General features: G+C 36.1%; 17 protein-coding genes and 1 pseudogene. 5 read left to right on the forward strand and 13 right to left on the reverse strand.

Going from position 1 to position 18,966, the window contains the following annotated elements:
* Nucleotides 1–269: 269 nt before the first annotated feature.
* From AC59HC_RS19925 to speB, 3 genes are all read right to left on the reverse strand, one after another.
* A complete protein-coding gene (locus tag AC59HC_RS19925) occupies nucleotides 270–878 on the reverse strand; it encodes an alpha-ketoglutarate-dependent dioxygenase AlkB family protein (RefSeq protein WP_496559242.1) in 609 nt (202 codons plus the stop codon).
* Between the two features lie 187 nt (nucleotides 879–1,065).
* On the reverse strand, nucleotides 1,066–1,908 hold the full coding sequence (locus tag AC59HC_RS19930; protein ID WP_496559243.1) for a bifunctional helix-turn-helix domain-containing protein/methylated-DNA--[protein]-cysteine S-methyltransferase: 843 nt from the start codon (nucleotides 1,906–1,908) through the stop codon (nucleotides 1,066–1,068).
* A gap of 70 nt (nucleotides 1,909–1,978) precedes the next feature.
* Nucleotides 1,979–2,836, reverse strand: a complete 858-nt coding sequence (gene speB, locus AC59HC_RS19935) for an agmatinase (protein ID WP_062674087.1) — start codon at nucleotides 2,834–2,836, stop codon at nucleotides 1,979–1,981.
* A gap of 240 nt (nucleotides 2,837–3,076) precedes the next feature.
* Between speB and AC59HC_RS19940 the strand changes: the two genes are divergently transcribed.
* A complete protein-coding gene (locus AC59HC_RS19940) occupies nucleotides 3,077–3,736 on the forward strand; it encodes an HAD family hydrolase (protein WP_429813046.1) in 660 nt (219 codons plus the stop codon).
* Between the two features lie 116 nt (nucleotides 3,737–3,852).
* On the opposite strand, the gene AC59HC_RS19945 is transcribed toward AC59HC_RS19940, so the two are convergent.
* The 6 genes from AC59HC_RS19945 to AC59HC_RS19970 all read right to left on the reverse strand — a co-directional run bounded on the left by AC59HC_RS19945 (nucleotide 3,853) and on the right by AC59HC_RS19970 (nucleotide 11,161).
* On the reverse strand, nucleotides 3,853–5,247 hold the full coding sequence (locus AC59HC_RS19945; protein ID WP_002977177.1) for a type III PLP-dependent enzyme domain-containing protein: 1,395 nt from the start codon (nucleotides 5,245–5,247) through the stop codon (nucleotides 3,853–3,855).
* A gap of 122 nt (nucleotides 5,248–5,369) precedes the next feature.
* Nucleotides 5,370–6,245: a tyrosine-protein phosphatase gene (locus AC59HC_RS19950; RefSeq protein ID WP_496559224.1), complete on the reverse strand. Its 876-nt coding sequence runs from the start codon at nucleotides 6,243–6,245 to the stop codon at nucleotides 5,370–5,372.
* A gap of 201 nt (nucleotides 6,246–6,446) precedes the next feature.
* Nucleotides 6,447–7,094, reverse strand: coding sequence for a thiamine diphosphokinase (locus tag AC59HC_RS19955; RefSeq protein ID WP_411413562.1), 648 nt, complete (start codon nucleotides 7,092–7,094; stop codon nucleotides 6,447–6,449).
* Nucleotides 7,084–7,653 (reverse strand): cob(I)yrinic acid a,c-diamide adenosyltransferase, encoded by a 570-nt coding sequence (locus tag AC59HC_RS19960; RefSeq protein ID WP_034699206.1) that lies wholly within the window; start codon nucleotides 7,651–7,653, stop codon nucleotides 7,084–7,086. The genes AC59HC_RS19955 and AC59HC_RS19960 overlap by 11 nt, the downstream gene beginning before the upstream one ends.
* A 156-nt stretch (nucleotides 7,654–7,809) precedes the next feature.
* Nucleotides 7,810–10,230: a TonB-dependent receptor plug domain-containing protein gene (locus AC59HC_RS19965; RefSeq protein WP_496559225.1), complete on the reverse strand. Its 2,421-nt coding sequence runs from the start codon at nucleotides 10,228–10,230 to the stop codon at nucleotides 7,810–7,812.
* A gap of 346 nt (nucleotides 10,231–10,576) precedes the next feature.
* Complete coding sequence (locus tag AC59HC_RS19970) at nucleotides 10,577–11,161, reverse strand: hypothetical protein (RefSeq protein WP_496559226.1); 585 nt, start codon at nucleotides 11,159–11,161, stop codon at nucleotides 10,577–10,579.
* Between the two features lie 173 nt (nucleotides 11,162–11,334).
* Here AC59HC_RS19970 and AC59HC_RS19975 point away from each other — a divergent pair, with 173 nt between their 5' ends.
* Nucleotides 11,335–11,826, forward strand: coding sequence for a DinB family protein (locus tag AC59HC_RS19975; protein WP_110009992.1), 492 nt, complete (start codon nucleotides 11,335–11,337; stop codon nucleotides 11,824–11,826).
* Between the two features lie 159 nt (nucleotides 11,827–11,985).
* Here AC59HC_RS19975 and AC59HC_RS19980 read toward each other — a convergent pair whose 3' ends face one another.
* From AC59HC_RS19980 to lptB, 3 genes and pseudogenes are all read right to left on the reverse strand, one after another.
* The gene (locus AC59HC_RS19980; protein WP_496559227.1) at nucleotides 11,986–12,939 is read right to left on the reverse strand and encodes a helix-turn-helix transcriptional regulator; all 954 of its coding nucleotides are present in this window, start codon (nucleotides 12,937–12,939) and stop codon (nucleotides 11,986–11,988) included.
* Between the two features lie 62 nt (nucleotides 12,940–13,001).
* On the reverse strand, nucleotides 13,002–14,729 hold the full coding sequence (locus AC59HC_RS19985) for an ABC transporter ATP-binding protein (protein WP_395974892.1): 1,728 nt from the start codon (nucleotides 14,727–14,729) through the stop codon (nucleotides 13,002–13,004).
* Between the two features lie 503 nt (nucleotides 14,730–15,232).
* A pseudogene (gene lptB / locus AC59HC_RS19990) lies at nucleotides 15,233–15,958 on the reverse strand (LPS export ABC transporter ATP-binding protein); the annotation flags it as partial.
* 152 nt (nucleotides 15,959–16,110) lie between these two features.
* Here lptB and AC59HC_RS19995 point away from each other — a divergent pair.
* Nucleotides 16,111–16,404 carry a TM2 domain-containing protein gene (locus AC59HC_RS19995; RefSeq protein ID WP_496559228.1) on the forward strand — a complete coding sequence of 98 codons (294 nt, stop codon included), beginning with the start codon at nucleotides 16,111–16,113 and terminating at the stop codon, nucleotides 16,402–16,404.
* A 79-nt stretch (nucleotides 16,405–16,483) separates the two neighbouring features.
* On the opposite strand, the gene hemB is transcribed toward AC59HC_RS19995, so the two are convergent.
* A complete protein-coding gene (hemB, locus tag AC59HC_RS20000; RefSeq protein WP_062674069.1) occupies nucleotides 16,484–17,473 on the reverse strand; it encodes a porphobilinogen synthase in 990 nt (329 codons plus the stop codon).
* Between the two features lie 118 nt (nucleotides 17,474–17,591).
* Between hemB and AC59HC_RS20005 the strand changes: the two genes are divergently transcribed.
* Nucleotides 17,592–17,942 carry a T9SS type A sorting domain-containing protein gene (locus AC59HC_RS20005; RefSeq protein ID WP_110009998.1) on the forward strand — a complete coding sequence of 117 codons (351 nt, stop codon included), beginning with the start codon at nucleotides 17,592–17,594 and terminating at the stop codon, nucleotides 17,940–17,942.
* Nucleotides 17,943–18,051: 109 nt separating this feature from the next.
* The gene (locus tag AC59HC_RS20010; protein ID WP_496559229.1) at nucleotides 18,052–18,963 is read left to right on the forward strand and encodes an ABC transporter ATP-binding protein; all 912 of its coding nucleotides are present in this window, start codon (nucleotides 18,052–18,054) and stop codon (nucleotides 18,961–18,963) included.
* The last annotated feature ends 3 nt before the right edge of the window (nucleotides 18,964–18,966 follow it).

An 18,966-nucleotide genomic window follows, 5' to 3' on the forward strand; every position in this document is an offset into this window, starting at 1 on the left:
AGGGTAAAAATCAAAGACGTTCACCCTACGCAAGCTAACTCAAGGTCGCTTTTATAAATATAAATGTATAAAAAATATTTGGAAGTTAACACAGAATCTAAAGCCGGATGATTTTGTTCTTTTGGTTTAAGTGGGCTAAAGCCCACTTCTATTGATGGAAATGATAAGCGTAATTCTCTAAAGTCTGCATAAACAGCTTGCCATTAGATAAAGCATCATTAGGACTCCTTCGGAGTGACAAACGTTATGGATAAAATTTCTCTTAAAAACTATTCTTCAATGGTTCTGAAAGTCAGGTTTACTCTTGGAGTTTTCACTTTTGTAGTGGGTGGAAGCCTGTGAAGCCAGTTGTCTTGGGTAGTTCCTTTCATAATTAATAAACTTCCGTTTTCGAGGAATATCTCAACTTTTTCTTTGGTTACTTTATGTTTAAATAAAAATTTTCTTTCGGCTCCGAAGGTCAGAGAAGCAATGGCTCCATGTTTTTTCAGATCTGTCTCGCCATCGCTATGGTAGGCCATTCCTTCACTTCCGTCGTGGTACAAATTAAGCAGACAGGAATTGTAGGTTTCTCCCGACACTTCTTCACATTTTTTCTTCAGTTCCAGTAATTCGGGAGTCCAGAATTGGGCATATTTTGTTCTTTTTGAATAAGTGTATTCAAATGCTTTTTCTCCAAACCAGGCCACTTTTCTTTTGGTTAAAATCAGTTTTCCAAAGATTACCGCCTCATCATTCTCCCACGGAATCTGATTAAGCAGATATTTATAGTAAAAATCTGATTGTTCTTTGGAGAAAACCTTACCATAATAATGAACGGTTCCATCATGGGGAAGGATATTCAGTGGATAATCTGATATTTCTTCGAAAAGGCTCATCATAATATTCTAATTAAATGTTTTTTGGTAAAACGTACAATGTAAAATGTATATATGATTTTTATATTTAAACACAAATTACACCAATATTTTTCACAAATAACACGAATTTTTATATCAATAGGAATGGACTTTAGTCCGTTTTATTAATATGATCCTTTATAAAATCTTTTGTGGTAAAAATACGTTACGAGTATACCTGTGATCCTTCCCAGCCTACTATCAACTGTTTCCTGTCACTTCCCCAGCGATATCCACCGAGATGTCCTGTAGACTGAATCACGCGGTGGCATGGGATAAGAAATGCAACCGGATTACTTCCCACAGCTGTTCCCACAGCTCTGGAGGCTTTAGGATTTCCTATTTTTTCGGCTAAAGTGCCATAAGTAGACAGTTTACCCATCGGAATAGTCAGCAGACTTTCCCATACTTTCAACTGAAAATCGGTTCCTTTTAAGTGTAGTTTTATTGTGTTGAGTTTTGTCCAGTCTTTATCAAATATGGACAGTGCGTTCTTTTGAAGGGCATCCTGTTTTTCAATAAAAGAAGCATTGGGGAATTTTTGTTTCAGTTCCCCGAATGCTTTTTCTTTATCGTCTTCAAAAGCCATATAACAGATTCCTTTTTCTGTAGAAGCTACTAAGATATTTCCGAAAGGACTTCCGGAAAAACTGTAATGAATACTAAGGCTTTTTCCTCCGTTTTTATATTCTGCCGGAGACATTCCTTCAATCTTTACAAACAGGTCATGAAGCCTGCTTGTACTTGAAAGTCCTGTCTCATAGGCGGTATCAAACAAGCTTGCTTTTTCTTCCTTCAATAAATTTTTAGCATGTTCAAGACTGATGAACTGTAAAAATTTTTTCGGACTTGTTCCTGCCCAATCTGTAAAGATTTTCTGGAAATGAGCCGGACTTAAGTGAATATTCTCTGCCACTTCCTCCAAACTTGGCTGAAGCCTGAAATTGCTCCGGATATATTCTATCGCCTTGGCAATTCTGTTATAATCTATCTGACTTTGTGTGGACATCATATTATTGTTTTTACCTCACAAATTTCCAAAGAATATACGGCAGAAAAAATCCGATTCTTGCGGAATATTAGTTGTTGTTATAAATATCGTAGTAAGCAAGCATTTTGTAATATAACTTTGCAGACAGGAAAGCTGTTGGCTTAGCCATTGGTGAATCCATTAATTCTACAATGTCAAATGCTACAACGTTACATTTTTCAAATACTTTTCTTAATAATTCCAACGTTGGATACCATTGTAATCCACCCGGCTCAGGAGTTCCTGTAGATGGGGCAATAGAAGGATCAAAAGCATCTAAATCAATCGTGATATACACATTTCCTGATACTTTCTCCAGTACATCGTTGATCCAGTTTTCGTTGTTGGCAATTTCGTGAGCAAAGAATACTCTTCCCTCAGGTAAATATTGCGCTTCTTCAATATCCATAGAACGGATTCCCACCTGCACCAGGTTATGCTTTTGATTGGCTTCAAAAACAGCACAAGCGTGGTTGGAAGTAGAACCGTGAAACTCTGGACGTAAATCTGTATGAGCGTCTAATTGAAGTACCGTTAAATTTTCAAATTTTTCTCCTACTGCACGGATAGAACCGATAGAAACAGAGTGCTCTCCACCGAAAAGAGTAAATAATTTACCGTCATTGTTCAAAAGCTCTTTTGTTTTCTGATAAACAGCTTCCGTCATTGCTTCCGGACTAGAGTTTTCAGACACTTCTCCTGCTAAGTAAACTCCCTGAAGGTATGGTTCTGTTTGCGTTTCAATATCATAAAGCTCCATGTTTTCAGAAGCGTTTAAGAATAATTCCGGACCTTTATCAGCTCCTTTCCCCCATGTTGAAGTTCCGTCATAAGGAACAGTTACCAACATTACTTTCGAATTCTCTAACGTTGCGTTTTCTTCGGGAATTCCTGCGTATGTTCTCATGCTTTATTTAAAAATTTTAATGTTTTAAAATTGAAATATTGACCACAAAGATACAAAGAGTTTATGAGTTGGAGAGTAAGAGTGTAGGAGAGTTTATGAGGATCAGAATTTACCACTCGCAGTCTATTACCTGCTACCTAAAACCTATCATCTATCATCTATCATCTATCATCTATTATCTGTTACCTCTTCCCTTTCCACTCTCAACTCAAATAACTATTTTTGTATAAAACTCATTATATGCCTTTAAAAGCTGTACTTTTCGATATGGATGGTGTTATTGTAGATACGGAACCATTACATAGAAAAGCTTATTTCAAAACTTTTGACGAACTGAAAATCGTAGTTTCCGAGAAGCTGTACACTTCTTTTACTGGTGCTTCCACCAAAAGAGTCTCTGAAACATTGATTAATGAATTTAATTTAGATCAGACTTATGAAGCCATTGCTGGAATCAAAAGATCTCATTTCAAGGATTATTTTTACAATGATGATGAGTTTGATTTAATTCCGGGAGTAAGAAAACTGATCGAGCATTATCACGAAAACGGAGTCAAGCTGATTCTGGCTTCTTCTGCAACAATGGTAACCATCAATATGGTTTTTGAAAAATTCGGACTGGAGCAATATTTCAGCGGAAAGATTAGTGGTGCGGATTTAAAAGAATCAAAACCTCATCCTGAAGTTTTTTTACTGGCCGCAGAAATGGCAGGAGAACCTGTTGAAAACTGTATGGTGATTGAGGACTCTACCAACGGAATTCTGGCAGCCCACAGAGCAAAAATTTTCTGTGCCGCATACAGAAGTCCTCATTCTAAAAATCAGGATTACACGTTGGCAGACACTGTAGTTTCTGATTATGAAGATCTGGAACTGGATAAAATTTCAAAATATTTTTAAAATAAAAAAGCTCTCAGAAAAACTGAGAGCTTTTGTTTTCTATAAGTTTTGGCTAAAGCCAAATTGATTTTTCTATTGATTGTAAACGGGCTAAAGCCCGTTACTATTGATATAAATTATTTATACCCAAGAAGTTTCAATACATCTTCAGGTTCCTGCTTTTCGCGGAAAATCTCATATTGTAATTCGCCGTTTTCATCTTTCTGAATCAGGACGTGTCTCGGCTGAGGCATCAGACAGTGGTGTACTCCGCCATATCCTCCGATTGTTTCCTGGTAAGCTCCGGTATGGAAGAATCCGATATACAAAGGTTTTGTATCACTGAAAACAGGTAAATAAATGGCATTGGTATGCTGTTCAGAGTTATAATAGTCATCCGAATCACAAGTCAGTCCTCCTAAGAATACTCTTTCATATGTATCTTCCCAACGGTTAAGCGGAAGCATGATAAAGTGTCTTGAAATGGCCCATGTATCAGGAAGAGTGGTCATGAAAGAAGAATCAATCATATTCCATTTTTCTCTGTCGTTCTGACGTTTCTGAGAAATGATTTTATAAAGATTGGCCCCACTTTCCCCTACGGTAAAGCTTCCGAACTCGGTATAGATATTAGGTTCTTCTACTCCTTCCTCTTCACAGAATTTTTTGATCTGAGAAACGATTTCTTCCACCATGTACTGATAATCATAATCAAAATTCAAAGAAGTTTTAATTGGGAAACCACCTCCTATGTTCAGTGAATCCACCTCCGGAGCGATTTTTTTCAGACGTGCATATACACGAAGACATTTATACAATTCATTCCAGTAATATGCTGTATCCTTAATCCCTGTATTGATAAAGAAATGAAGCATTTTCAGTCTTGCGTTCGGATGTTCCGCGATCTTCTGGCTGTAATAAGGAATAATATCTTTATATCCGATTCCTAATCTTGAGGTATAGAATTCGAACTTCGGTTCTTCCTCTGATGCAATTCTGATTCCGATATCAAAAGTGGAATCAATACTTTCAGTAAGCTTATCCAGCTCTCTGTAATTATCAAGAATCGGGGTAATATTTTCAAATCCGCTATTGATCATATCTGAAATCTTTGCCAGATAATCATCGGTTTTAAAACCATTACAGATCACTTCGATATTCTTATCTACCTTACCCTTCTCATAAAGAGATTTTACGATATCCATATCATAAGCTGAAGATGTTTCTATTGAAATATCATTCTTCAGGGCTTCTTCCAATACAAAATTAAAATGACTGGATTTTGTACAGTAGCAGTAGGTATAATTCTTTTTATATTCGGTTTTCTCAAAAGCTTCTTTAAACCAGCCTTTCGCTTTCTGAATATTTTGAGAAATTCTCGGCAGGTAGCTAATCTTTAGCGGGGTGCCAAATTGTTCAACAACATCCATTAACGGAATATCGTGAAACAACAAATTGTTCTCAGAAACATTAAATTCCTCCGTAGGAAAATATAATGTCTGATCAATAAGTTCCGAGTACTTTATTTTCATTTCTAAACAAGTGAATTAAGAAATGCAAAATTGCTAAAAAAGTTTCATTTTTAGGTGTTAAAATTATTATAATTTTAAATTAACACCCGATATTGAATCTCAGAAAAATTTATCTCTGATAATCAATACGTAAACTTCTGAATGTATTCTTTTCTTTTGGCATCTGAAATCCCTAATACCTGCTGAATATAGACATCTGTAGAGCCATACTTTTTATTGATCTCCTCAAAAGCCGCATCAAGGTATCTTTTTTCTACCCAGCTGAGTTTTTCCAGCACCTGTAAATCCATCTTCGGATAGAGGAAATGTAAAGTATGGGCAAGGCGTAATCTTTTTTGAACAAGATTTTTTCTGTAGTTATTGGATAAAAGATATTCATTATAAACAGTCTCTTTATCAAACTTCAGAATGGTAAGAATTAATGCGGTGGTAATTCCGGTTCTGTCTTTTCCTGCGGTACAATGGTAAAGGATAGGATCTTTGGATTCCAGTATTTCCGTAATAATTCTTTTTATCATTTCCGGATTTTTGGTAACATACTCACGGTAGAAATCGATCATTCTTTTATCAGCATCGGAAGCATTTACTTTACCTTTAAGAACAAGTTTTTTGGCCTGAGCCAGCTGGTCTCCTTCATCTTCAAATGCTGAGAAGTTTTTGTAAACATTTTCCGAAGGCAGCTGATCGGGCTTTTGAGCAATTTCCCTGGAGTTTCTGAGATCAATAATTTCTTTGATTCCCAGTTTTTCAAAATCGTCAAAAGATTTCTTTTTAAGCTTATGAAGATGGGCACTCCGGTAAAATTTCCCTTCTTTTAAAGTTCTTCCATCTGTATTTTTGATATTTCCTACCGTACGGAAATTGGTTACTTTCCTGATCGGGATCACTTTTTCAGTTTCATTTTTACCATATTCAGGTGTTTCAAAATGCTGTGTTTTACATGAGAAAATACAGCATAATGAAATGGTGAAAACTGATATTCTGATTAGTTTATTCAATGGTTTTTAATAAGTTTTGGCTGAAGCCAATGGATTCTTGTATTTTATTAAACGAGCTTCCTTCGTCTAAGCTCAGGATTATTGCCCGTTTCTATTGATGTAAAAATTCGTGCCACTTGTGAAAAACATTGGTGTAATTTGTGTTTAATGACAGTCTTTTTTTACAATAGGTAAGGTCCATTTCTATTGATAATAATCACTCTAATAAATTGCCGGATATTCAATCTCCTTGATCCCTACAAAAAACAAGACATCTCCTGATTCATACTCTATAGAAACCTCATCTTCAACGGCAAAATTCCGGGTTCCTATTCTTGAAGTAATGCTAAGGCTTTCATTAGTCAAAGGCCAATTGAGACCTTTTGTCGTGATATTATTCACTGATGGAAACGGATAAAGAGAAATCATCCTGTTTTTCACTCCTCTCAATGTAAAATGATTGGGAATAAAATAATATTCTGAAAACTCATCATAAAATTTAATATTCATCAGGTCTTTGAATGCAAAAGCAACGGTAAGATTTCCAAGAAAATGATCCTGCTCACCACCGCTTCCTCCAAAAACATCAACTGCTGAAAAACCTTTTTCCTGAATAATTTCCAGAGCCTTATGAAAGTCTGTTTTTTCCTGATCTAATGTAAGGATAAATTTTTCCTCATACATATCTTCATCTGATCCGGAGTGCGAATCAAAATCGCCGGATATAAAATCCAGCTTATCCAAAGGAAATCCCATTCTTTTTAAATAATGAAAGGCACCGTCTGTGCAGGCAATCAATTCATAATTTTCAGGGCTGGGTAATGATTTTGGAGCATCTCCGTTGATGAAAAGTACTGCTTTATCTTTCATTCGGATTCCAGTATTCTTCCGGTTCGTTGTTCAGTTTTGATATGTATCTGGCCAATACAAAAAGATAATCTGAAAGCCTGTTTAAATATTTAATTAATTCGGGACGTACTTCTTCTGATTCATTCAGAAATACCAGTGAACGTTCTGCTCTTCTGCAGATGGTTCTTGCTGCGTGTAAAAAAGTTGCCGATTTTCCTCCACCTGGCAAAATAAAATACTGAAGCGGCTCCAGTTTTTCATCAAAAGCATCCATCCATTGTTCCAGTTCCTCAATTTCTGTTTCTGAAATAATGATCGGAAGGCGGGATTTCCCATTGGCAAGCATCAGCTTATCCACAGGTGTTGCCGCTTCTGAACCTACAGTGAACAAATCAAACTGGATTTTCTTCAGCTGTCTCAGCACTTCTTCATCTTCGATATGGCTTTTTGCAATCCCTATGAATGAATTCAGCTCATCTATATTTCCATAACTGTCTACTCTTGCACTGGCTTTGGAAACTCTTGTTCCACCATACAGTGCAGTCTGACCTTTATCTCCTGTCTTTGTATAAATTTTCATAGTACTAAAATACCTTTTTTTATACAATGTAAAAAGTAAAATGTAGTAATAGCTTCCTGTCCGGCCTGAAAAAATAAAACTGACATTAAAAATTAATGTCAGTTAAATATTTGCATAGTTAAGTTTTGTTTCTTTTGAGTTACTTTTTCTTTTAGATTAAAAAGTATAATTGACATTAAGCTGAAAAGTGGTTCCGTTAAATCCAAACTGGTTGACCTCCCATGGATACTTGAATCTTCCTCCAAGATCTGTCACTACATCTCCTTTGCTGTCTATGACGTCCGGGTAAACATTAAATAAATTATTTACAACTCCGGAAACTTTAAGGTCATTCGTAATTTTATAGGTTAAAACTATATCTGTAACCACCTTACCGGAAAATGTCTGATCTTTGGCAGGATCAGTGGCATGCTGCCATGTAACAGAACCAAAGTAAGTATTATTAAGGTTAAAATTAAACTTTGTAATGTCATAAGACAGACTAAGGATTGTTTTTGTTTTTGGCCTTGCAGAAGTAATTCTGGATTGTTCCTTTCTGTCAAAAAAGTTTTCTGAATAGCCATTTTGCGCCAAAATAGACGGAACGGCAATATTATCTACTATTTTAGTCTCGTTATAATTGAAGGCAGCAATAACGCCTAATCTTCCTTTTCCAATAGCAGAAGTATAATAATTCGCGACAAAGTCTACTCCCTGAGTAACTGTATTGACAGCATTGGTGAAAAACTTCAGGGAAGTTATTTTATTATTGTTTAATATGACTTCCACAGGGTTTGACAGGTCCGGACTTCCGGGAGCTCCGGTTTTGTATCCAATATCTCCTGAAAAAAGTACACGGTCTTCAATTTTTATTCTGTAATAATCTGCTGTAATAGTAAGGTTTTTAAAAGGTTTTACGGCCAATCCCCCGGTAATGTTAAAGGCTTTTTCAGCATTTAATTTTGGAACACCAAGATCAGATCTTACAATTTGAGAGTCATTATTAAAGGTACCTTGATTGGCTACCGTATTCCCTGTAATTTTGGTCTGAACATTGGAATAATATATCTGGTGTAAGGAAGGTGCACGGAATCCTGTAGAAACAGATCCACGGAAAACCAATTTATCATCCAGCAATTTATATCTTGCATTTCCTTTCCAGGAAACATTATTTCCGAAATCACTGAAGTTTTCATATCTCACCGTTCCTCCAACTAATAAGTTTTTTGTAACATCCCATTCAGCATTGAAATAGGCTCCGATATTCTGACGGTTTTTATTGACTTCATTTTGAGGCTGCAGTCCCGGAAATGATTCTGCGCCACTTCCCATATAAGAGGCTTCTTCTCCTGCCCTAGCCTGATAGTTTTCATTGCGCACCTCAACTCCGGCTCCTAAAACAAGCGCACCAAAATCCCGGCTGACATCTATGTTTCCTATAATATTACTGAACTGATGACCACCTGCCTTAAAACTTGTTGGTGACTTTGCACCCAAAGATGTATTAATGGTATTTCCTACTACATAATCTACTGCATTAGAGCCAAAGGTGGCACTCCCGTCAAAACTCCATTTTCCAAACATTCCTTTCCATCCGGAGGTTAAATTATAATCATAAACATCTGTTTTAAATTCCGGCTGAAATCCATTGTAAACCTGCCCTTTTGGAGTTAATAAACCAAAATCTGACGGTACCCAATAGGGTGTTCTATACAAAGCGAAACTGGTCCCATTTCTATAAGTTGTACCCCCAAAAGCATAAAATTTACCCGTCTCACCTGTTGGCAATTCAAAATTTACAAACATATTGCCCACTTTGGTCTCCGGTTGCCCGATGATCATTCCTAAACCGGGATTGGCCTGAGTCCAGGCATTATCTACACCAAAAAGTTCATCTTTTGTAACAGAACCTGCGCGGTTCGTTTTATTTTGGGAAGAAAATCCTAAGGTAATATTCAGGCTTCCTGTTTTTGCAACCCTGATTCCTGTATTAAAATCTGCACCGATATTAAAACCGTCTCCTTTTGAAGTAATTCCGGAAAAGAGATTCACTGTGCTTTTCCCAACACCATTCTTAAGGATAATATTGATCACTCCTGCAATAGCATCAGATCCGTATTGTGCAGATGCTCCATCCCTCAGGACCTCTACGTTTTGTAAGGCTGCTGAAGGAATACTTTTCAGGTCTGTACCTACTTCACCTTTTCCCGGTGTATCATTTACGTAAATGAGAGCACTTTGATTTTTTCTTTTATTATTAACTAAAACTAATGTTCTGGAAGGCCCCAAACCCCTTAAGTCTGCCGGATCAAAATGGGCCGTGGCATCAGAAACAGTTTGTTGTGATGAATTAAAAGAGGGAACAGCATAGGTTAAAGCTTTGTCAAAAGTAACCTGTCCTGTAGATTTTAGCTGCGCTGCTGAAATATTGTCTATAGGAATTGCTGAGGTAATGATGGTTCTGGGCTTAGTTCTCCCCGTGGTCACCACCACTTCGTCTATTTTATTTTGTTTTATGCTGTCCTGAGCATATCCCATAACACCAGCTCCGCTTAATACTAAGACATAGATTTTTCTATTCAATAAATTTTCCTTCATGTTGATTGTTAATTATTCAATAAAACTAGTAAAAAAATTAACATTAAACATGAAAATAAAAAATATAATAACAATTATATTTCATAATTGCGAAAACTATGCCATTTAATAAAAATAGGAATTAATACTCGAAACGTAAAGTGAATTATTAATAACATGAAAAAATATAAATCAACAACATCATATTTGTATAAAAAAATTAATTAGTTAACATCACAAATAAACATGATTTTATTCGTTCTGAAAGGTAATTTTCAATGAGTTAAGATGGGTTCGCTTTGGCTCGCAATGACCGGAAAATGAATGGAAATAAAAAAATGGCCAGGAGAAACCGGCCATATCCAAATTATTTATTTACCTCTACGTATTGTATGATGGTCTGATTTTTTGGGTTGTAGATAATGGTACTACTGTTCGGAAATCTTTTCAGCTTATAGTACTGAATATTTTTATCGGATTTAATATCTTCGAGAATACTGGTATCAAATGTATTATCAGGAAGAAATTTTGATAGAAAGCTTATTTTATCAATAATGTTCTGGCCATCAATCTTTCTGGCAGTTTTATCAGATTTATTTTCATCAGACGTTGGCTGACTTTCCAAAAATGGCAGCAACACTGCAATGTCGGCTTTATATTTAAAGATATATCCTTCTGGTCTTCCCGGAATTTTAATTTTCTTTCCTTTTTCTTCAGAAACAATGGAAGCCCCTGTACCAGGGAAAACGGTATTAAACTTTACGTCTTCAGCGTTGGCTAAAGAATTTATAGATTCATTGACTGTTTTCTTTACTGTTTCTTCTACAGCCTGCTGTGTTTTTTGTTGTACTGCTTCGGTTGTTTTCTGAACAGTCTGGTCAATTTTTTCCTCAATCTTATTGCATGATACTAATAAAAAACCAGTAATAACAGGCAAAATATACTTCTTCATAATTCTAATAATAGCGATTTTTTTATTAATATCCTCTTTTCTAACGTAAAAACAGGCCTGGATATTTTAGCAAAGAAAAAAATATTTTTTCAATATGAAAAATCCTGCTGACAAACTGTTGTCATAACCCTCTCTTACCTTTGTATCAACAACAAACAAAAAAACAAAACATTATGACAACTACAGCAACAGCCACTAAACAATTCATGACTACAGATCAGTTATTAAAAGACTGGCAGGGACACAGAAATCTTACAAGAAGAGTGATTGAAGCTTTTCCTGAAAAAGAATTATTTGAATTTTCCGTTGGAGGAATGAGACCTTTTGCCAAACTTGCCACAGAGATGATCAGCATTGCAGGTCCTGCTTTGAAAGGAATCATTGAAGGGAATATGGAAGGTTATAATGAAGAAGGCTTCAATCCTTCAACTAAAGAAGAGTTATTAAAAAAGTGGGATGAAGAAACAGAAGTAATCAACCACTATTTCAATCAAATTTCTGAAGAGCGTTTCCAGGAAGTATTCAACCTGTTCGGACAATATGAATTCCCGGTGTATGAGAATATCCTTTATTTTATTGATAACGAAATCCACCACCGTGGACAGGGATATGTTTATTTAAGAGCTTTAGGAATTGAACCACCTTTCTTCTGGGAGAGATTTTAATACAATGGGAAGGTAAGATTGCAGAAAGGATAAACAAAACTTATATCTTTTTTTGCGACACAACAAATTTTCTTATTTGCAATTCTGCCTTTTCCTTAAACCATTTCATTTATTGCCTCAATTAAGTCTTTAAACCTCAACAGTCTTGTTGGGGTTTTATTATTGATGTCTTTCAACCATTTTTACAAGCAGTTCATTCAAACGGATGCGAAGACTTTCCGGTTCCAGAACGGTAGCATAATCTGCAAAAGTAATGAGCCAGCGGGGAAATCCGTCACTGATCCACTCTGTTTCAAACGTGAGTTCCATCCCCTGCTCGGTTTCCACTTCTTCTATCAGTCCGTAATATTTTTTAGAATTTACAAGATGATTCATGATCTTTTTATCAACCAGCAGTTTGGCTTTAACCTTATTTCCGTTTGCTTTTTTACGGTAATCATTCACTTGTCCGTATTCCTGTAAAAAAGGATTCTGTGTTTTTGAGATTTCCAGAATTCGGTCGATACGAAACTGTCTAAAATCTTTTCTCAAGGTACAGTAGGCCATGATATACCAGAAATTAAATTCGAAAAACATCCCGACTGTTTCAATCGTTCTGTTGTTTACTCTTTCATCTACGGTTTTATACCTGATATTGAGCTGGGTTTTCTCCGCAATACTTTCGAGAATAATAGGAATTACGTTTTTAAGAGAATCTCCGGAATCTGTATGAAAACTGAAAACATCTATTTGCTTCTCGATATTTTTAATCAGATTTTTATCAGAATATTTCAGTACTGAACGTACTTTTTCCATGGCAGCCTGATAATGATTTCCTAAGCTTTGGTGGGAAAATTTCTGCATCAGCTTTTCAGCAGTAATGAAACTTAACACTTCTTCTTTGGTAAACATAATCGGAGGAAGCTTATAGCCTTCCATTAAAGAATAGCCGTTTCCCGCTTCTCCAACAATAGGAATACCCGCATTTTCCAGGGTTTTTACATCACGGTAAATAGTTCTGATACTTACATCAAACTTTTCAGCCAGATCCTGAGCGCGTACAACAGGTTTCGACTGCAACTGGGTAAGGATAGCCGTTACCCTATCGAGCTTTTTTAAATAGTGATCGTTCATGATGGAACAAAGCTAAAATTCTTTTTTGAGGTATGACTTATAAATGAGATGGCTTTTTGACTTTAATTTTCTTTAAAAGTATTCACCAGTTTATCGAGATTAAGACTGCGGGCTGAGGCATCAAAAATCTCACGGTATGTTCCTTCTTTATTGTATAATTCATCATGAGTTCCATTTTCCACCACTCTGCCTTTTTTCATCACATAAATCGTATCTGAATCCAGAATCTGTGAAAGAGAATGGGAAATGATGATCACCGTTCGTCCTTCTTTAATAGCATCCAGAGAATTCTTGATCTGTTCGGTGGCAATAGCATCAAGGCTGGCTGTTGGTTCATCCAGAAAAATAATCGGTGGATTTTTAAGGAACAGTCTGGCAATGGCAATTCTCTGCTGCTGTCCTCCTGAAAGCTGAGTAGCATCATGCTGATATTTTTCAGGAAGATCCATGATCTGATCGTGCAGATAAGCTTTTTTTGCAGCCTCCTGAATTTTTTCAAAACCGGCATTCATATCTCCGTAACGGATATTATCTTCTATGCTTCCCTGAAAGATATGATTTTTTTGAAGTACCAACCCAAGATCACTTCTCAGGAAAGTATTTTCATATTCATTAAGGTTGACTCCATCCAAAAGAATCTCCCCGGAATCCGGAAGATAGAATTTACACAAAAGATTGATAACCGTTGACTTTCCTGCACCGCTCAATCCTACCAAAGCAGTCGTTTTTCCGTTTTCAATTTTCATGGAAACATTATGTAACGCTTTTGTACCGTTGGGATAGGTGAAATCAACATTCTTCAATTCAAAAGTTCCTTTGATTTCTTTTTCTACAAAAGTACCGTTTGATTCTGTCTCACTATCTGCATTTAAAATATCGAAATATCCTTCGGCATAGATCATGGCATCGTTCATATCATCATAAATCCTGTGAAGCTGCCGGATCGGTGCCGAAACATTGTTGAAAAGCATAATATGAAGCATAATTGCTCCAATGGTCATTTGCTGGTCAAGTACAAGATAAACGGTTAAAAGGATAATCAAAACAACACCGAACTGCTCAATAAAAGTTTTTAAACCATCATAAATAAAATTGGTTCTTCTTGTGATCATCTGGCTTTCCATCAGCTCCATCTGAAGGTCATATTGTTTTTTCCCTTCAAATTTTTCCCGGACAAAACTTTTAATGACCATAATAGAATTGATCAGGTTCAAAAGTCCGGAGGTCTTTTTTTCTCTCTGATTTCTAAGCTGGCGTCTCACTCCACCCAGTTTTTTGGCCTGCAGAGAACTAATGTAGAAATAAATCGGAACAATGATGGTAGAAACGAGCCCTACATACACATTCTGCATATACATAATGATGAGTGCAATAATGGCATTGGAAAAAAGAGGAAGGATATCAATAAAAAAGTTCTGAACCAATCTTGTCAGACTTTCTATTCCGCGGTCTATTCTGATCTGTAATTTTCCGGACTCATGGTTTTCATCATTAAAATAAGCAACTCTGTAGGTCAAAATCTTATCAATGGCTGATTGTGCCAGCACGGAGCTCACATTGATCCTTATTTTTTCGCCATAAAATTTCTGTCCGAAGTTGATAAAGATGTTCAACAATTCTTTCCCCAGTAAAATAATGGAAATAATAATGAGAATATGAATTCCCTCCGACATCGGATGCGGAAGATGCGTAAGTTTAGTGACTTCATCCACCGTGTATTTCAGAACAATCGGGTTCACCTGTGCTGCCAGAGCACCCAGAAAAGTAAGAAACAAGGTTCCGTAAATCATAGGTCTGTAAGGTCTGATGAACGGGACAAGCTGTTTATAGATTCCGAATAAGGTGACAGTTCTGTTAAAAGGTTTAGCCATAGAAATCATTTTAAATGAAAAACGTACCGCTTTCAAAAGAAAAAGGTACGTTTTATTATCATGTTCAGCAAGTGAATGCTTATATTTTATCCTTCAAATACATAAGTTGTAAGGTAGTGCAGTTCTTTTCTGCTGGCTTCTTTAGACTCTGCTTCTGCCTGTTCTAAAGAATAATGGGAATTGATTTCCTTCTTCTGGAAAATAAATGAGTTGTTGGCATTCTTATCTATAACTTCATCAAAGATATGCTTAATTTCAGGGTTTCCTAGTGAAGAAAAACTGATATCTTCAAAACCGTACATCCGTCTCAGATCATCAAACTGACTGAAATTTTCATTGACAAATGCCTGCAGCTGTGCTTTGGAATCAAAATTACCAGCCCAGATATTGTAAGCATATTTCTTCTTTTTAGGCTTATCTAAAATACTCTGATACACGAAGTTTTCACCCAGATAGGCTTCTCTTACCTGTGGATCATTGGCAAGATCTTCCGGAAGTCCTTCTTTAAGGATCTTTCCTTCAAACATAATATAGGTTTTATTGGTAATCGCCAGGGTTTGCTGTACGTTGTGGTCGGTAATCAGAATTCCGATATTTTTATCAACAAGACTTCTTACGATTTTCTGAATATCTTCTACGGCAATCGGGTCTACCCCTGCGAAAGGCTCATCCAGAAGAATGAAGTTCGGGCTTGTGGCAAGACAGCGTGCAATCTCGGTTCTACGTCTTTCTCCCCCGGAAAGAAGATCACCTCTGTTTTTACGAACGTGCTGTAAAGAAAACTCTTCAATCAGTTCATCACATTTGATCTGCTGTTCACGTTTTGAAAGCTTGGTCAGCTGTAATACGCCCATGATATTTTCCTCTACAGATAGTTTTCTGAAAACCGAAGCTTCCTGAGCCAGATACCCGATTCCCTTCTGGGCTCTTCGGTACATAGCATCGGTAGTAATCTCCTGCTTATCCAGAAAAATTTTTCCTAAAGTGGGCTTAACCAACCCTACAATCATATAAAACGATGTGGTTTTCCCTGCTCCGTTCGGACCCAGCAAACCAACAATTTCTCCCTGTTGAACCTGTACAGAAACGCCTTTTACAACTTTTTTAGGACCGTATTCCTTGATTAAGTTTTCTCCTCGTAAAATCATAGGGCAAATATATCAAAAATATAAACTTCACTTATAGGTTAATATCAACTTGTTTACGTTAAACGCAAACTTATTCATTTACAACCTATTGTAACTTTTCACTACTTTAATCTACTTATCGTAAAACATCAATCAATTATAAATAGTAAGAAATGGAAAATTACGGTTATACAAAAACAGAAAATGTGCAAAACCAGCAAAGCAATGTTCCCTACCGTTCAGAAAAGAAAATCCCTGCTGCTATATTGGGAATTCTTGTGGGATGGCTGGCTTTAAATAAATTTTATCTTGGATATACGAAGGAGGGAATTATTCAGCTGCTTCTGAATATCGTTACTTTTGGTGCTGCCTCTGTTATTCCTTTTATCGAAGGTATTTTATATCTTTTTATGAGCGATAAACAATTCGATGATACGTATGTCTATGGAAAAAAAGGATGGTTGTAAAAAATTATCATCACCTCATTAGAAATAAAAAGAAACTACCGATTGAGTAGTCTCTTTTTTATTGGAATGAATTTAATCATTATTTATTTAAAAGAATAGCTGCTTCTTTTGCAAAATAAGTAAAGATCATATCTGCACCAGCTCTTTTAAAACAAGTCAAACTTTCAATGATTGTTTTGTCGTTATCCAGCCAGCCGTTTTGAGCCGCTGCTTTTACCATGGCATATTCTCCACTTACATTGTATACTGCAATCGGAAGATCGATGGCTTCACGTACTTTGGAAACGATATCCAGGTACGGAAGTCCTGGTTTAATCATAATTACATCAGCTCCTTCATCTATATCTTTAAATACCTCATTCAGGGCTTCGCGTGAGTTGTGGAAATCCATCTGATATGTTTTTTTATCTTTCGGAATTTCCATATCATCTTTCGGAGCACTGTCTAAAGCACTTCTGAAAGGGCCGTAGAAAGAACTTGCATATTTGGCAGCATAACTTACAATTCCTACATCTGTAAATCCGCTTTCTTCCAAAGCTTCACGAATGACCATTACTCTGCCATCCATCATATCACTTGGTGCTACAAGATCAGCTCCTGCTTCTGCATGAGATACCGACATTCTTGCCAGTGCATCATTGGTAGCATCATTTACAACTTTTCCGTTTTCAATAATTCCATCGTGTCCGTAGATTGAATAAGGATCTAAAGCTACATCGGGCATCACAATCATTCCCGGAACGGCATCTTTAATGGCTTTGATCGTATTCTGCATCAATCCGTCTTTGTTCCAGGCTTCTTTTCCTGTATTGTCTTTCAGATGTTCTGACACTTTCATATACAAATTGACAGCTTTTACCCCCAAAGAAAATAATTCCTTACATTCCTTCACCGTTAAATCTATACTGCGCCTGAAAATTCCCGGCATAGACGGTATTGCCTCCTGCTTGTTTTCGCCCTCCATTACGAAGATCGGCATTACAAAATCATCAGTTGTAAGCACATTTTCTCTTACCAGACTTCTGATAGATTCATTAACTCTAAGTCTTCTATTTCTTGAATGTATCATTTTGGAATACTTTTTGAATAAGTTTCTACAAATTTAATATAAGTTCTGCAAAAAACTATTGTACGAAATTGCAGAATGTATTACATTTGTTATATATATTCGAGAAATTATAAATTTGATGAAAAAACTTTTACTTTTATTTCTATTTGTAGGCACTTTTGTTGGTTTTTCCAACAATTTCAAAGCTCAGCTTAGAGAGCCGGGTTCCACCACTCAAAAGGCGGATGACGGCGTATTGCTTGCCTATCCAAATCCTGCAAAGGATTTCCTTATCATTAAGGCAAAAGATTCTTCTTTAAGAATCAAAAGCGTGACTTTTTATTCAATTTTGGGTATGCAGGTCGCTAATTATACGGTGAATATGAATTCCGGAGAGATTAATATTGAAAAATTAAAGCCCGGAAAATATATGATCCGATATATTTTAAGTGACAACACACAGAAAGTTACTCAAATCGTGAAACAATAAATTAAAATCCTGATAATCATCAGGATTTTTTCTTTTTACATTAATTCTGTTTTAATATTTCCGTAACTTTCGGGACTTTTTCATACTAATAGTAAAAAAGAACAATTTAATGCTAAAAGCTGAACATATTAAAAAGACCTATAATGCCGGAAAAAAGGTCGCCCTGGATGATTTCAGCATCCATGTCCCGAAAGGCAGTATTTATGGCCTTTTAGGTCCTAACGGAGCCGGAAAGACTTCTTTTATCCGTATCATTAACCAAATTACTCAGGCAGATTCCGGAGAAATCCATATCAATGGCCAAAAGCTTAATCCAGGTCATATTAAAGATATTGGCTATATGCCTGAAGAAAGAGGACTGTACAAAAACATGACGGTTGGTGACCAGATTCTCTATTTCGGGGAACTGAAAGGCATGAAAAAAAGTGATGCCTTGAATGAAGCCAAAAAATGGTTTGAAAAGCTGAACATCGACCAATGGTGGAAGAAAAAGCTTTCTGAACTTTCTAAAGGAATGGCTCAAAAAATCCAGTTTGTAGTTACTGTTCTTCACAGGCCTCATCTTTTAATTCTTGATGAGCCGTTTTCAGGTTTTGATCCGGTGAATGCCAACTTAATTAAAGATCAGATCATTGACCTTAAAAATAACGGAACGACCATCATTCTTTCTACCCACAGAATGGAAAGTGTGGAGGAAATGTGTGATTATGTTGCGTTGATCAACAATTCAAAGAAGATTATTGACGGAAGAGTTTTTGATGTAAGAGAAAAATTTAAGAAAAATATTTTTGGGATTACGCTTTCTGAAGTAAGCAATGATCACTTTGAAAATTTCAGAAATAAATATGAGATCTTCAATTTATCCAATGAAAATAATCTTGTTTCTTTTGACCTGAAAAATGAGCAGAGCCAGAATAATGTTCTTCTTGATCTTGTACAGGTAGGTAAAGTGAGATCATTCGACGAAAGAATACCAAGTATGAATGAAGTTTTTATTAATGCTGTAAGTAACCATTCTTAATTT

Source organism: Chryseobacterium sp. DZ-32 (assembly GCF_059587025.1).

Coding starts and splice junctions, on each gene's coding strand:
- AC59HC_RS19925 (WP_496559242.1), bottom strand. CDS start 878: ATGAGCCTTTTCGAAGAAATATCAGATTATCCACTGAATATCCTTCCC.
- AC59HC_RS19930 (WP_496559243.1), bottom strand. CDS start 1,908: ATGTCCACACAAAGTCAGATAGATTATAACAGAATTGCCAAGGCGATA.
- speB (WP_062674087.1), bottom strand. CDS start 2,836: ATGAGAACATACGCAGGAATTCCCGAAGAAAACGCAACGTTAGAGAAT.
- AC59HC_RS19940 (WP_429813046.1), top strand. CDS start 3,077: ATGCCTTTAAAAGCTGTACTTTTCGATATGGATGGTGTTATTGTAGAT.
- AC59HC_RS19945 (WP_002977177.1), bottom strand. CDS start 5,247: ATGAAAATAAAGTACTCGGAACTTATTGATCAGACATTATATTTTCCT.
- AC59HC_RS19955 (WP_411413562.1), bottom strand. CDS start 7,094: ATGAAAGATAAAGCAGTACTTTTCATCAACGGAGATGCTCCAAAATCA.
- AC59HC_RS19960 (WP_034699206.1), bottom strand. CDS start 7,653: ATGAAAATTTATACAAAGACAGGAGATAAAGGTCAGACTGCACTGTAT.
- AC59HC_RS19965 (WP_496559225.1), bottom strand. CDS start 10,230: ATGAAGGAAAATTTATTGAATAGAAAAATCTATGTCTTAGTATTAAGC.
- AC59HC_RS19970 (WP_496559226.1), bottom strand. CDS start 11,161: ATGAAGAAGTATATTTTGCCTGTTATTACTGGTTTTTTATTAGTATCA.
- AC59HC_RS19975 (WP_110009992.1), top strand. CDS start 11,335: ATGACAACTACAGCAACAGCCACTAAACAATTCATGACTACAGATCAG.
- AC59HC_RS19980 (WP_496559227.1), bottom strand. CDS start 12,939: ATGAACGATCACTATTTAAAAAAGCTCGATAGGGTAACGGCTATCCTT.
- AC59HC_RS19985 (WP_395974892.1), bottom strand. CDS start 14,729: ATGATTTACGGAACCTTGTTTCTTACTTTTCTGGGTGCTCTGGCAGCA.
- AC59HC_RS19995 (WP_496559228.1), top strand. CDS start 16,111: ATGGAAAATTACGGTTATACAAAAACAGAAAATGTGCAAAACCAGCAA.
- hemB (WP_062674069.1), bottom strand. CDS start 17,473: ATGATACATTCAAGAAATAGAAGACTTAGAGTTAATGAATCTATCAGA.
- AC59HC_RS20005 (WP_110009998.1), top strand. CDS start 17,592: ATGAAAAAACTTTTACTTTTATTTCTATTTGTAGGCACTTTTGTTGGT.
- AC59HC_RS20010 (WP_496559229.1), top strand. CDS start 18,052: ATGCTAAAAGCTGAACATATTAAAAAGACCTATAATGCCGGAAAAAAG.